Annotated in this window: 13 protein-coding genes and 1 pseudogene; 6 read left to right on the top strand and 8 right to left on the bottom strand. The window is 66.2% G+C overall.

Annotation, left to right across the window (positions count from 1 at the left end; genetic code table 11):
• Window positions 1-9 precede the first annotated feature (9 nt).
• Window positions 10-7,017, top strand: coding sequence for an HNH endonuclease (locus tag ACFVV1_RS18800; RefSeq protein ID WP_389990293.1), 7,008 nt, complete (start codon window positions 10-12; stop codon window positions 7,015-7,017).
• Window positions 7,017-7,499, top strand: coding sequence for an SMI1/KNR4 family protein (locus tag ACFVV1_RS18795; protein ID WP_389990292.1), 483 nt, complete (start codon window positions 7,017-7,019; stop codon window positions 7,497-7,499). Before ACFVV1_RS18800 ends, ACFVV1_RS18795 begins: the two co-directional genes overlap by 1 nt.
• Window positions 7,500-7,644: 145 nt before the next feature.
• Here the strand turns inward: ACFVV1_RS18795 and ACFVV1_RS18790 are convergent.
• The 5 genes and pseudogenes from ACFVV1_RS18790 to ACFVV1_RS18770 all read right to left on the bottom strand — a co-directional run.
• Window positions 7,645-7,827 (bottom strand): annotated as a pseudogene (locus tag ACFVV1_RS18790) (integrase); the annotation flags it as partial.
• 84 nt (window positions 7,828-7,911) lie between these two features.
• On the bottom strand, window positions 7,912-8,088 hold the full coding sequence (locus tag ACFVV1_RS18785) for a hypothetical protein (protein WP_389990291.1): 177 nt from the start codon (window positions 8,086-8,088) through the stop codon (window positions 7,912-7,914).
• A 17-nt stretch (window positions 8,089-8,105) separates the two neighbouring features.
• Window positions 8,106-8,366, bottom strand: a complete 261-nt coding sequence (locus ACFVV1_RS18780; RefSeq protein ID WP_389990290.1) for a hypothetical protein — start codon at window positions 8,364-8,366, stop codon at window positions 8,106-8,108.
• A gap of 133 nt (window positions 8,367-8,499) precedes the next feature.
• Complete coding sequence (locus ACFVV1_RS18775; RefSeq protein ID WP_389990289.1) at window positions 8,500-8,910, bottom strand: VOC family protein; 411 nt, start codon at window positions 8,908-8,910, stop codon at window positions 8,500-8,502.
• A gap of 82 nt (window positions 8,911-8,992) precedes the next feature.
• On the bottom strand, window positions 8,993-9,385 hold the full coding sequence (locus tag ACFVV1_RS18770) for a helix-turn-helix domain-containing protein (protein WP_389990288.1): 393 nt from the start codon (window positions 9,383-9,385) through the stop codon (window positions 8,993-8,995).
• Window positions 9,386-9,624: 239 nt separating this feature from the next.
• Between ACFVV1_RS18770 and ACFVV1_RS18765 the strand changes: the two genes are divergently transcribed.
• Together ACFVV1_RS18765 and ACFVV1_RS18760 are read left to right on the top strand one after the other, a co-directional pair.
• Entirely contained in the window at window positions 9,625-9,969 is a 345-nt protein-coding gene (locus ACFVV1_RS18765) for a hypothetical protein (RefSeq protein ID WP_389990287.1), read from the top strand.
• A gap of 106 nt (window positions 9,970-10,075) precedes the next feature.
• Window positions 10,076-10,471 (top strand): VOC family protein, encoded by a 396-nt coding sequence (locus ACFVV1_RS18760; protein ID WP_389990286.1) that lies wholly within the window; start codon window positions 10,076-10,078, stop codon window positions 10,469-10,471.
• A gap of 36 nt (window positions 10,472-10,507) precedes the next feature.
• Here ACFVV1_RS18760 and ACFVV1_RS18755 read toward each other — a convergent pair whose 3' ends face one another.
• Together ACFVV1_RS18755 and ACFVV1_RS18750 are read right to left on the bottom strand one after the other, a co-directional pair.
• Window positions 10,508-10,768 (bottom strand): DUF397 domain-containing protein, encoded by a 261-nt coding sequence (locus ACFVV1_RS18755; protein WP_389990285.1) that lies wholly within the window; start codon window positions 10,766-10,768, stop codon window positions 10,508-10,510.
• Window positions 10,765-11,586, bottom strand: coding sequence for a helix-turn-helix domain-containing protein (locus ACFVV1_RS18750; protein WP_389990284.1), 822 nt, complete (start codon window positions 11,584-11,586; stop codon window positions 10,765-10,767). The genes ACFVV1_RS18755 and ACFVV1_RS18750 overlap by 4 nt, the downstream gene beginning before the upstream one ends.
• A gap of 111 nt (window positions 11,587-11,697) precedes the next feature.
• On the opposite strand from ACFVV1_RS18750, the gene ACFVV1_RS18745 reads away from it, so the two are divergent.
• Window positions 11,698-12,180, top strand: coding sequence for an ATP-binding protein (locus ACFVV1_RS18745; RefSeq protein ID WP_389990283.1), 483 nt, complete (start codon window positions 11,698-11,700; stop codon window positions 12,178-12,180).
• A 96-nt stretch (window positions 12,181-12,276) separates the two neighbouring features.
• Window positions 12,277-13,149 carry an MBL fold metallo-hydrolase gene (locus ACFVV1_RS18740; RefSeq protein ID WP_389990282.1) on the top strand — a complete coding sequence of 291 codons (873 nt, stop codon included), beginning with the start codon at window positions 12,277-12,279 and terminating at the stop codon, window positions 13,147-13,149.
• 81 nt (window positions 13,150-13,230) lie between these two features.
• Here ACFVV1_RS18740 and ACFVV1_RS18735 read toward each other — a convergent pair whose 3' ends face one another.
• A complete protein-coding gene (locus tag ACFVV1_RS18735; protein WP_389990281.1) occupies window positions 13,231-13,698 on the bottom strand; it encodes a hypothetical protein in 468 nt (155 codons plus the stop codon).
• Window positions 13,699-13,791 lie beyond the last annotated feature (93 nt).

Below are 13,791 nucleotides of genomic sequence, written 5' to 3'. Positions count from 1 at the left end.
CGTGTCTCTGTGATCGGAGCACTGGTCCTGGTCCTGTCCGTACCGGCTGGGCTCACGCCGCTTGCTGCGGCAGCGGACCCACTTGGGCGTCCGGATGTTCCGGCGCCCCGGGTCAGCAAGGTCAAGACGATATCCGCGCTCGGGGCGAAAGAGGCCCGCGACCGGGCGGCCAAGAACAGAGCCACCAACAACAAGCAGGCCGCACAGGCACGCAGTGAGCATGCCGCCCACTGGCCGAAGGCTTCACACAGCACACAGAAGATATCCGGCAAGCCCGGGACAGCCACTGTCTCCCTCACCGCTCCCCGTCCCACGAAGGCCGCAGCACGCAACGGAAAGCCGGCCGCAGCTGCCGCAGGCACCGCCACGGTGAACGTGCTCGACCAGAAGGCAGCCCGCAGCGCGGGCATCACCGGCGTCGTGTTCAGCGCCGCAGCTGAATCCCCCGGCACTGCCGGTATCACCGTCGACTACTCCAGCTTCGCCGATGCTATCGGCGGCAACTGGGGTTCCCGCCTCAGCCTGGTATCCCTGCCCGCCTGCGCGCTCACCAGCCCGCAGAAGGCCAAGTGCCGTACCCAGACGCCCGTCCAGTCCCGAAACGACACCACGCAGCAGACCGTCTCCGCTCAGGTCGCCGTGCCGCAGGCGACCGCGGCCAAGGCCGGACCGTCAGCAGAGGGTGTCTTCGCCGTGACGGCGGCAGCCGCTGCTCCGACATCAGGGTCCGGTGACTACAAGGCGACCCCACTCACTGCCTCCTCCAGCTGGGAAGCCGGCGGCTCGTCCGGGTCGTTCACCTGGTCCTACCCGATTAGTGTGCCGCCGGCAGCAGCAGGCGCCGCCCCGTCGCTCTCACTGTCCTACGACTCGGGCAGCACTGACGGGCGGACCGCGAACACCAACAACCAGGGCACCATGCTCGGTGAGGGCTTCGATCTCACCTCTTCCTACATCGAGCGCAAGTCCGGCTCGTGCGACGACGACGGCCAGACCGACAAGTTCGACCAGTGCTGGAAGTACGAGAACGCTGCTCTTGTCCTCAACGGCAAGGCGACCGAACTCGTCAAGGACGACGCCAAGGGCATCTGGCACCTGAAGAACGACGACGCCTCCCAAGTCACCCACGAGACCGGCGCAGACAACGGCGACGACGGTGACGACATCGCCGATGGCAAGGGTGACGGCAGGGGGGAGTACTGGAAGGTCGTCACCGGTGACGGCACCACCTACACCTTCGGCCTGAACAAACTCTCCGGCGCCGCTACCGAGCGCACCAACTCGGTCTGGACCGCCCCCGTCTTCGGCGACGACTCCGGCGAACCCGGATACTCCTCCGCCACCAGCTTCTCCGGCCGCGCCAAGACTCAGGCATGGCGCTGGAACCTCGACCTCGTCACCGACGTCCACGGCAACGCCTCGACCTACTGGTACAAGGCGGAAACGAACTACTACGCCAAGAACGGCGACAAGACCAAGCTCGCCGCCTACACCCGCGGCGGCTACCTCGACCAGATCAAATACGGTCAGCGCTCCGACACACTGTTCACCGGCAAGCCGTCCGGCACCGTGGAGTTCACCTACAAGGAACGCTGCACTGCCACGGACTGCTCCTCCCTTACCGAGGACACCGCGAAGAACTGGCCCGATGTCCCCTTCGACGCGATCTGCACGGCTGGTGAGACCGACTGTCTGCCGACTGGACCGGCATTCTTCACCCGCAAAATGCTCACCGGTATCGACACGAGTGTCTGGTCCACGGCAGCCGAGCCCGACGCGTACAAGCCGGTCGACAGCTACAGCCTGACCTACCAGTTCCTGGACGGCGCGGACATCGGCAACCCGTCCGACAAAACGCTGACGCTCAAGTCGCTCCAGCGCACCGGGAAGAACGGCGGAAGCATCACCGTGCCGCCGGTGGAGTTCGGCTACCACATGCGGCCCAACCGCGTGGACTCCGACGGCGACAACATCCTTCCGCTGACCCGCCCCCGCATCAACACCGTCACGACGGAGACCGGCGCCATCACCACGGTCACCCTCTCCGACCCGCAGTGCGTCCGGGGCAGCAAGATGCCCAAGGCCGAGGACGACAACAACCTGTCCTGCTACCCCGTGTACTGGCCCGCCAACGGCGGCGACCCGCAACTGGACTGGTTCCACAAGTACAACGTCATCTCCGTCTCCACCTCCGACCCGGCCGGCCAGAACGAGGCCGTGGAGAACTTCTACACCTACGAGAGTCCCGGCTGGCACTACAACGACGACCCCTTCACCCCCGAGGACGAGCGCACCTGGTCCAGCTGGCGCGGCTACCAGAAGGTCACCACCTACACCGGCGACACCACCCACCCCCAGTCCAAGACCGTCCGCCTGTACCTACAGGGCATGCACGGCGACAAACGACTGGACGGCACGACCCGCACCGCTACCGTCCCCGGCATCGACGTGGCAGGCCTGGACGTATCGGATGCCACCGACTACGACCAGTACGCGGGATTCCTCCGCGAGGAACTCACCTACAACGGCACCCAGCCGGTCTCGGTCTCCGTCAACAGTATCTGGAACAAAGTGACCGCCAGTCAGCAGCGGTCCTACGCCAACACCAAGGCCTACTTCCTGCGCACCAGCCGCACCTACGCCTACACCTACCTCCCCGTCAGCAACACCTGGCGCCGTAGCTACACCTCACACACCTACGACAACACCTATGGCATGGTCACCCAGACCGAAGCCATCGGCGACCAGGCCAAGACCGGCGACGAAACCTGCACCCGCGTCTGGTATGCCCGCAACCCCGACAAGGGCCTCACCAGCCTCGTCTCCCGTACCAGGGTGGTGGGCTCCGCCTGCCTGGACTCCGCCGGGGCCGTCATCACCGACGACAAACTGAGTCTCCCCGCGAACTTCAAGACCCGCGGAGACGTGCTCGCCGACACCGCCGTCGTCTACGACGACGCTGCCGCCACCGGCTGGTCCGCCTCACAGACCCCGACCCGCGGCCTCGCCACCTGGACCGGCAGAGTCAAGGCATACCCGGCCGCCATCGGTACCAGTGACCGCACCCCTGCCCTCAACGGCGGCTGGCAGACGGTCACCAAGGCAACGCATGACACCCTCGGGCGCCCGCTCAGCGTCACGGACGCCAAGGGCAACGTCACCACCACGACGTACTACCCCGCCGCGGCCGGCCCGCTCACCTCCACCGTCCTTGCTGCTCCCAAGCTCGCCTCCAACGGCCAGAGTCACAAGACGTACACGTACGTCGACCCGGCACGCGGATCGGTCACCTACATCCTCGACGCCAACGTCAAGAGGACCGAGAACAGCTACGACGCGCTCGGCCGCATCACCGACACCTGGGCACCCAACCGCACCAAGGGCATCGACACCCCGACGGTGAAGTACGCCTACAACTTCGCCCGCGGCAGCCAGCCCTGGACCTCGGTCGCCACCATCAAGGCCGACGGCCAGAGCTACCAGACCAGCTACGCCATCACCGACGCACTCCTGCGCCCGCTCCAGACCCAGACCGTGTCTCCCCTCGGCGGCCGGATCCTGACCGACACCCGCTACGACTCACGCGGCCTCGCCTATGAGACGTACGCCGACATCTACGACAACGCCACCGCCCCGAACGGCGCCTACGCCCGCGCCTCCTACGCCCATACCCCGGCCCTGACCCGGACCCTGTACGACGCAGCGGCACGCCCGACGACCAGCACATTCACCGTCTTCGGCGACGACCGGTGGTCGACCACCACCAGCTACACCGGCGACTCGACCGCCACCACCGCAGTCAAGGGCGGCAACGCCACCCGCACCATCACCGACGCGCTGGGCCGCACCACCGAAACCCGCACCTACGCCGGCACCGCGCCCAACGACACCGCGTACGGCGCCACCACAGGGACCGCCTACACGCGGGTGGTGTACGACTACACCCGCGACGGCAAACAGTCACAGATCACCGGTATCGACGACGCCAAGTGGACCTACATCTACGACCTGTTCGGCCGCCAGACCAGCGCCACCGACCCGGACAAGGGCACATCCACCACCGAGTACACCGACCTCGACCAGGTCGACTTCACCACCGACTCACTCAAGGCCGTCCTCCTGTACGGGTACGACGAGATCGGCCGCAAGACCGACCTGTGGCAGACCGCGAAGACAGACGCCAACAAACTCGCCCACTGGAGCTACGACAGCCTCCTGAAGGGCAAGCCGGACTCCTCCACCCGCTACGTCGGCGGCACCACCGGCAAGGCATACACCAAGCAGATCACTGCCTACGACACCCTCGGCCGCGCCATCAGCACCGATGTCGTGCTGCCGGCCGACGACGCGCTGGTCACCTCCGGCGCGGTTCCGTCCACGATCACTTTCGGCACGGACTACCGGCTCGACGGCAATGTCAACAACACCAAGGAGCCGGGAGTCGGCGGACTCCCCAAGGAGATCGTCGGAGTCAAGTACAACTCCGTCGGCCTGACCACCGAACTCTCCGGAACCAACACCTACCTCCTCGGCGTCACCTACTCCGCCCTCGGCCAGGCCGATCAGCTCACTCTCGGCGGGGGTGCCAAGAACACCTACATCACCAACAAGTACGAGGCAGGCACCGGCCGTCTCACCCGCAGCCACGTCACGGACCAGACCCACCCGTACATGCTGCAGGACCTCAACTTCACCCAGGACGACGCCGGCAACGTCCAGTCCATCCTCGATCCCACCACCCTCGGCGGCACCACCAAGGCCGACAACCAGTGCTTCACCTATGACGCCCACCGCCGCCTGACCGAAGCCTGGACCCCCAAGACCGCCGACTGCGCCACCACCGGCCGCACCACCGCCAATCTCGACGGCGCCGCCCCGTACTGGACCAGCTACACCTACAACGACGCCGGCCAGCGCGGCACCGAAACAGCCCACACGGCCACGGGCGACGCCACCACCACGTACGGATACAAGACCCCGACAGGCCAGCCCCACCCGCTCGTCAAGACCACGGGCGCCAAGGCCGCCACGTACAAGTACGACGAGGCGGGCAACACCACAGGCCGCCCGGGGACCCAAGCCACCCAGACCCTGGACTGGAACACCGAAGGCGAACTCGCTTCCACCACCGAACCAGCAGCCGGCACCAAGCCCGCCCTGGGCACCACCTATCTCTACGACGCCGACGGCGAACTCCTCATCCGCCGAGCAACCGGAGATGGCGACACCGTCCTCTACCTCGGCGCCACCGAAGTACGCCTCACCACCAAGGGCGCAACCAAGACGGTCTCCGGTACCCGCTACTACACCGCCGCGGGCCAGACCATCGCAGTCCGCACCGCAACGGCCGGCACCGCAGGCAGCAAGCTCAGCTTCCTCGCCGCCGACCACCACGGCACCAGCAGCATCGCCACCGACGCCACCACCCAGGACGTCACCAAGCGCTACACCACCCCCTTCGGCGCCCCCCGCGGAACGAAACCCACGACCTGGCCCGACGACAAGGCATTCCTGGGCAAGCCCGCCGACACCACCACGGGGCTCACCCACATCGGCGCTCGCGAATACGACCCCAGCATCGGCCAGTTCATCAGCGTCGACCCCGTCCTGTCCCTCGACCAACACCAATCCCTCAACGGCTACAGCTACGCCAACAACACCCCCGTCACCTCCAGCGACCCCACGGGCCTGTATATCCCGGTAGGCGACTTCGACAACCACGGCTACGACAGCCACAGCAGCCATATAAGCAACAGCAATTTCGGAATCGGTGGCGGTGGCGGTCCCTCAAGCCCTGCTCCAGGGAAGTCCGGAGGTACTCATGGCAGCGGCGGCGGCAGCGGCACGGCCAGCGGAGGCAGTTCCGGTGGCAGCGGGAAAGACTGCGGCTTCTTGTCCAAATGCGGATGGTCGAACGCCTGGGGAGACACCAAAGACTGGATGCAGGACCACAAAGAGATCGTTGTGGCGGCCACTGAAATCGTCACTGGGGGCGCCTGCTATCTCTCGTCCATAGGCAGCGCACCGGCAACCGGTGGCGCCAGCCTCGCCGTGACCGCAGGATGCGGTGCGATCGCGGGGGCCGCAGGCGCTGCGGTAAACAACGCTTTGTCCGAGGACGCAGACCACAGCACCGCCGGCGAAGTCTCAGACATGATCGACGGTGCTGTGTGGGGAGCCGCCAGTGCCGTGGTGACCACTGCCATCGCCGGGAAGGTCCTCGAGAAAATGACGGGGGCATGCCACAGCTTTCTCCCCGGAACCGGAGTACTGCTCGCCGACGGCACCCACAAAGCAATCGAGGACGTGGAAGCCGGCGACACCGTAACAACAACCGACGCCGCCACGGGCAAAAGCGTCAAAAAGAAGGTCATCTCTACTATTACGACAGAAGATGACAAAGAATTCACTGAAGTCACCATCGCCGCGGGCGACGCACTCTCCAGCATCGTAGCCACCGACACCCACCCCTTCTGGGTACCTGAACTCAAACAATGGCTCCGCGCCGGCGACCTCCAAGTCGGACAGTGGCTCAGGACAAGTGCAGGAACGCGCGTCCAGATCATCGCGCTCAGCCATTACGCCAAGCGCCAACGCACCCACGACCTCACCATCCAGGACATCCACGCGTACTATGTGCTGGCGGGATCGACGCCGGTACTCGTTCACAATTGCGGTGGAGCTGTTCCGAGCCACCCGACAACATGCGATTGTGCCAATGGCGGGGTACCGAAGGTACGGAACGGCAAGCTTGCTGGAGATGTCCATCCGAAGACGAGTGTCCCATTCGACACGGATGGATTCCCCGACTTCTCTGCATGGCGCCACCCGCAGGTGTCAGACGTCCGGATTCAGCTCACCGGTAGTCGATCGAAGGACTTCAGGCTAGCCAATCAAGCGGCAGGGCTGCCTTCGACCCCGACCGGCTACACGTGGCATCATCATCAAGACCCCGGGCTTATGCAGCTCATTCAGAGGCAAGTCCATGCCGACACCGGGCATACGGGAGGTTTCTGATGACAGAGCTATTTGAAGACGATGACTACTACACCGGCCCTCCGCTCGACAGTGGCATGATCCGTCGAGCGGAGGAGGACCTCGGTGTGCGTCTGCCCCGTAGCTACGTCGAGGTGCTACTCCTGCGGAACGGAGGAACTCCGCGACACCGCTGCTACCCCACGTCGTTTCCGACGTCCTGGGCTGACGACCATTTCGAGATCAGCGGGATTCGAGGAATCGGCGGAGCCTGGGGAATCGACTCGTCATCCGGTGGGGGAAGCTCCTATTTGATCGCCGAGTGGGAGTATCCGAAAATCGGTGTAGTGATTTGCGATACGCCTTCTGCTGGCCATGACACGGTAATGCTCGACTATTCCGAGTGTGGCCCCGAGGGCGAACCTGCCGTCGCGTACATCGATGAAGACCGCGTCCCTCGGCGGGTAGCGCAGTCGTTTGACGAGTTCCTCACGCGGCTAGTTTCTTGTGGTTCGATTGATTAAGGTGGGGCGCAATTAGACCGTAAAGAACTGGCAGGTCAATCCCTTCGGTCGAATAACCGAAGACCCCCTCCGTAATGCTGTTGCGGAGGGGGTCTTCGGTGTTTTGACGGCAACGGCAACGGCAACGGCAACGGCAACGGCAACGTCAGCGGACGACGGCTGCGTCAGGTGGGTCGTCGGGGCCGTCGTCGGCCGGGCCGAGGGCGTCGTTCAGGGTGTCGATGGCTTGGCGCTGAAGGCGGAGTCGGACGTGGGCGTAGACGCCGATGTGGGCGTGCCCCAGAAGTTCCTTGATTACGACGAGGTCGACTCCTTGTTCTAGTAGGGCTTGGTCAGGTCGGTGTGAGTGCTGGTATGTCGCGGTGGCAGGTGGGGCAGGCGCCGGTCCAGGCTGCGAGCAGTAGCTGCAGTGTCAGCCGGCTCCGTACCGGCCGGCGGTGAGACGGATCTCCTGTACGGCGCCCGGCTGTTCCAGCAGCATCGTCCCGGCTTCGCGTCCTTCGTGGTGGATGCGAAGCCGCGGACCGTCGGCGATCACGCGCAGCTCCGGCCACGGGTGCCGCCACAGCAGGGCGGATCGCTCCCACATCTGCAACACGTTGGTGGTCAGGCGTAGTTGATACTGCGGGCCCTCGTGGGCCGCGGGCGGGGTGTGTTCGGTGAACGGGGGACGGACGGTGTGGGTGGCGACCACCTCTCCCCGGGCTGCAGGACCTCGTCCCGGATGCCGCGCCGACGGCCGATCTGCGCCCCGGCCGAGCCGGCGGGCCCCACCGTCAGCAAGGTCACGGCCACCAGTGCCCACCAGGGCAGGCCGGCCTTGACCCCGAAGGCGAGGACCGCCACCCCCGCAAGAAGTGCCGTCACGGCAGCACCGGACAGCCCCGCGCGCAGGATGCGCCGATCCCGGCCTTCTTCCACGTCCCAGCCCCTTGAGTTCACTACCCTCAGGTCCCCCGAGGGCAGCCCTTCCCCGGCGTCGGCGGCCGGGGCCCCTCAATCAGGCCTTCGGCTGGTTGAAGCGGATGCTGTTGCCGAAGGGGTCGCGGAGACCGCAGTCGGTTCCGTACGGACGGTCGGTGGGTTCCTCGGTGAACTCGACGCCCCGGCCCAGCAGCGTCTCGTACGTCTTGCGGCAGTCGTCCGTGGTGAAGAAGAGCGAGCCTCCCATCGCACCCTTGGTCACTAGTTCCCGGACCTGCTGCGCCGTTTCCTCGGACATCGCCGGTGGGCCCGGCTTCTCCAGCAGGATCTGGCGCTCCGGGTGACCGGGGATGCTGACGGTCAGCCAGCGCATGAAGCCCATGTCGACGTCGGCGTTGACCTCCAGGCCGAGCTTGCCGACGTAGAAGTCGAGGGCCTCGTCCTGGTCGAGGACGTAAATCTGCGAGTGCGTGATGGCGTTGAACATGTGCATCACGCTACTGGGCGGGCCGGACGAAAACTTATCCAAAACTGCTCAGTCGACGGACGGTACGGATGGGTGCGGGCAGTCAGGTGTTCGGCCGCGTCCACGCCATCGTGAAGCACGTCGGTATGTCCGCGGCCGCGGCTTCCTTGCGGTACGTCCTCGGCGACCGGCCGACGATGTCGCGGAACGTGCGGCTGAAGGTTCCCGGGCTGCCGAAGCCGACTTCGAAGCAGATGTCCGTCACACTGCGCCCGGTCTCCCGCAGCAGGAACATCGCACGCTCGACCCGGCGGCGCTGCAGGTAGCGGTGCGGGGTCTCGCCGAACGTGGCCCGGAAGGTGCGGGTGAAGTGCGCCGGGGACACATGGGCGATCCGGGCCAGGGCCGGGACGTCCAGCGGCTGTGCGTAGCCGCGGTCCATCGCATCCCTTGCCCGGAGCATGCGGCGGTTGGTCTCTTCTGCGGCGCGGCTCACGGCGCCATCACACCATGGTTCGGCCGTCCGTGTGACGGGTCACTCTTACTGGCGATACGGCCGCGGCTCGGATGCCTCGAAGAGACCACAGCGGCACCGGCCCTTGAAATGCAGGTACCAGACGCACCTGGCGCGGTGGAGATGTTCGGGTTGACCAGACCGGATGCCTTCCTGTCTCGCGACGGAGAATCGTGCGGCTCTTTGGGAAATCCCACGGGGTAGCCGGCGTCTCCATGATCATGAGGGAACGCGTTGAAGCGCTGAGTGGTACCGGGGTGGCCCTGGCCGGTGGATTCGTAGGGCTGCTGGGATGGGCCGCGGATGCCGAACTCCGGGCGCGCGCCGGATTCGAAGCAGGGCCGGACTGGGGCGTGCTGTACGCGGAGCTTCCGCTGACCGTTCTCGTCGGAGTGGTAGCCGCTTTGTCAGCGTGGTTGCTGCCTCGGCGATGGATGATCAGGCTGTCCGTTGCCGGCTACGCAGGCCGCGTCGCGCTCGTCGCCATAGCGCTGGCCGGATTCTGGCTGGCCGTCCAGGGCTGGTACGCAGGACTGCCCGAGTCAATGCCGGACCGCAAGCCCTAGCCAGATGATCGATTCCAAGGGTTGGTGGTCGTAGTGATCCCGGACTTGCCGGACGGGCGGCGCGGCCTCATAGGCTGAGCCCGCGTCCGCACTGTCTGGAGGAGTAATGACCAGTAGATTCACCGAGTTGGTTGTCGACTGCCACGATCCGGGGCGGCTCGCGGCCTTCTGGTGCGCGGTCCTGGACTTCAAGGTGATCGACCGGAGCGAGGGCAAGGTCGAGATCGGCTCCTGGGTGCCGACCGTTGAGGAGGTCCGGGCCCGCCAGATGCCGCCCACTCTGGTGTTCATCCGGGTGCCCGAGGGCAAGGCCGTGAAGAATCGGCTCCACCTTGATGTCAGCCCGGTCGACGGCAGTACCGACGACGAGGTGGCCAGGCTGCTCGGCCTCGGCGCCGCCAAGGTGGACGTGGGTCAGGGCTCCGGCCGGAGCTGGGTGGTCATGGCAGACCCGGAGGGTAACGAGTTCGACGTCCTGCGCACCCTGGCACCGTCCAACTAACCCGCTTGCCGGACAGGTCGGGGGCGTCGTCGGTTGTCAGACCGCGGCGGTGAGGAAAGCGGCCCAGGCGGCGGGGGGGACGGTGAGGACGGGGCCGTCGGCGACCTTGGAGTCGCGGATGTGCACGGCAGCGGGGTGGGCGGAGACCTCCACGCAGTTGCCGCCCTGGTCGGTGCTGTAGCTCGACTTGCGCCAGTCGTAGGCGACTTCGAGGCAGTCGCCGCCCTCGCTGCCGCTGTAGCTGGACTTGAACCAGTTCAGCACGGTGCCGTGGTCCAGGTGTGCTGCGCGAGTCATGATTCTCCAAGCAGGTCGTCCAAGAGGCGCATGCTCCGCTCAGGAGAGAGCGCCTGAGAACGCAGCATCCCATATTTCTGCTGGAGGACGCTGACCTCGTCGAGATCGTCGATCAGGAAACTGATGCGCTGGCCCTCGATGTAGGCCAGCTGATCGTGATCGGGAGTCTCCAACAGCACCATCGGACCGTCCAGGGCGGCATGCTTCTCGCGGTCTGTCGGCATGATTTGCAGCCCCAGAAAAGGGAGTTCAGCACAGCGCCTCAAGTGGCGGAGTTGCTCGCGATGTACATGACGACCCCCGATGGGTCGATGCAGGATGCTCTCCTCCAGCAGGAAGTTGGCCATCGGCCTCGGCTTGCGCTCGAAGACCTTCTGGCGGTCGAGTCGCGCCGCGACCCGTTCCTCGATCTCCTCTTCCTCCAGCGGTGGATATAGGGAGACGAAGACCGCGCGGGCGTACTCGTAGGTTTGTAGCTGCCCCGGTACTACCTGATTTTGGTACGAGAGCAGCGTCACCGCTTCCTGCTCGTACTCTACGAAGTCCTGGACGAACGCCGGGAATCGCTCCTTCTGCGGCACCTTCGACACCGCGACCTGCAACACCCCCCTCGTGTCGAACAGTTCGTCTAGCTGCGCCGCGAAGTCCGCCTGGAGCGGCCTGCGCCCCTGCTCGATCGACGCGATCGTGTCCTCGCCCACGCAGCACTGATCGGCCAGGGCCGTCTGCGTCATCCGGGCCGCTTTGCGGAACGTGGCCAGTTGCGCACCGATCAGGTGCCAGGACGTGATCCGCTTGTTCCTTTTTGCCGGTTGCATAAATTGCCTCTCCCCGTCACGAACCCCGGATGATCTGTCAGAAGCCGTACAACTGCGTTGTACGACTCGACGCGCTGATCAACGGTAGTGACTTTGTGTGACGTTGGCTGCGTGAACGAAGCAACTCAACTCCCCTACTTCCGCGAGGCGTTCTACCGTCGCGAACGCCGGTCTGCCCCGCTCGTGCGACAGTTCGTGCGTGAGGCTCTCATCGACTGGGCGTGCGACGCCCGCGCCGACGACGTGCTGCTCTGTGTAAGCGAACTCGCCACCAACGCCCTGCGGCACGGCGTACCGCCCGGTCGCGGATTCGGCCTCCATCTCTACCTGGAGCCGGTCGACGGCGTACTGCGGGTAGAGGTCCACGACAGCGGCGACGGGGAGGTGCGCCTCTCCGATTCCCGGGCGGCGCCCGACGCGGAGGGCGGGCGCGGGCTGCTGCTGGTGGCGGCGCTCGCCGACACGTGGGGGGTGGGGGAGCGGAACCCTGGCAAGGTGGTGTGGTGCGAGTTCGAGGTGCGCGGCCGGACCCCGCGCCCGGCGCCGGGTGTACCGCCCTGCTTCGCGAGAGGGGCCCGGGACCCGCAGCATTAGATCAGCGGGGCCTACCGGTTTCGGTCGCGTGTGGGCTATCCCTGGAACGGCGGCCCTCGACGGGGTCGTTTCCGTGGAAGTGGAAGGAGCCCCGCCATGGCTGACTGGTACGTGGACGACCGCTGCACCAACTGCGACGTTGCCCGACAGTTCGCACCCGAGCTGATCGGAGAGGAAGAAGGGACGTCGCGGATCCTGCGGCAGCCGAGCGACGAGGCGGAGACCCGGCGCTTACACGCCGCCGTCTTCGCCTGCCACACCCGCTCGATCCGCCCCGCCTCGGGGCAGCCGGACCCGGTGCTCGACCCGTTTCCGATGGCGCTGGACGACGGCGTACTGGTCTGCGGGCACAACTCCCAGCACACGGCCGGCGCCAACTCCTACCTGCTCCGGCGCCCGTCCGGCACGGTCATGATGATCGACACCCCGCGCTGGAGCCCCGGACTGGCCGAGCGGTACGTGGCGGCGACGGGGCCCGTCACCGATGTGCTGCTCACTCATCGCGATCACGTCGCGCACGGGCGCCGCTACGCCGACCACTTCGGCGCCCGGCTGTGGATTCACGAGGGCGACCTCGACGCGGCGCCGGACGCGGACCAGGTGATCCGGGGGCTCGACCCGGTGGAGATCGGCGAGGGCGTCACCGCCCATCCGCTGCCCGGCCACACCCGGGGCAGCGTGCTCTATCTCGCGGACGGCCGGTACTGCTTCAGCGGCGACAGCTTCTACTGGTCGCGTACGACCGGTGATCTCGAAGTCGCGGAGAGCGTGACCTGGTACTCCATCGAGGAGTTGGCCGCCTCGCTGGCGCGGACGGCGGGGCAGTTGCGGTTCGAGTGGGTGCTGCCCGGCCACGGCGACCGGCAGCGCCGGGACGCCGGCGAGATGTCCCGGCGGCTGCACGCACTGGCGGGACGCACGGCGCTGTTGCGGCCCCGGCCGATCGACTTCACAGCCCTCCGCTGGTGACGTTCCACGTCCGCCGGTGACGCCTGCCGGACCGGCTCCACGCCGTCCGGCAGGCGCTCGGCCGGTGAGGTGAAACCGTGGTCAGCCCATCGCCATGACGGTCGGCTTCTCCGCGGCCATCAGCATGTACGGGGCCTCCGGATCGGCGTTCACCGCTCCGACCCACCGGTTGTAGAACGCGGTACCGGAATTCGCGGTCGAGATTGAGTTGACCTCGAACAAGGCGAATGCCCAGACGTTCGAGCAGATCAGGACGAACTCCTGCGCAGTGACATCACGAAGGGTGGCAGCGGCCGCTTTGGACCAGCGTCGATCGTTCTCGGCGAGGTTCTCGCCGATGAAGGCCCGGAGATCACCGCGTGACGTCTGGTTGCGTTTGAAGACTTGTCGGTTGAACTGCCCTTGGGCGTACTGCGAGTTGAAGGGGTAAGGGACCCACATCCAGCTCCACCCCGGCCCGGTCCCGTTCCACTCGGCTTCCGCATCGGGATAGTCGTGGTTGGAGATCACGGATTGGAAAGACTTACCCGGAGCGTCCAGCTTGAGCATGCTGCCCCCTGAGGTCATCCGTCGGTGAGCCGTGGCAGCGGACGTGCACCGCCCCCACCGCGTGCTCGTCATTCGGCAGCAGGCTACGTGGAG

Origin of the sequence: Streptomyces sp. NPDC058092 (assembly GCF_042884935.1) — a bacterium.
Classification (GTDB): Bacteria; Actinomycetota; Actinomycetes; order Streptomycetales; family Streptomycetaceae; genus Streptomyces.
The sequence above is the reverse complement of the archived record's forward strand: the minus strand, read 5'-3'. Positions and strand labels throughout refer to the sequence as shown.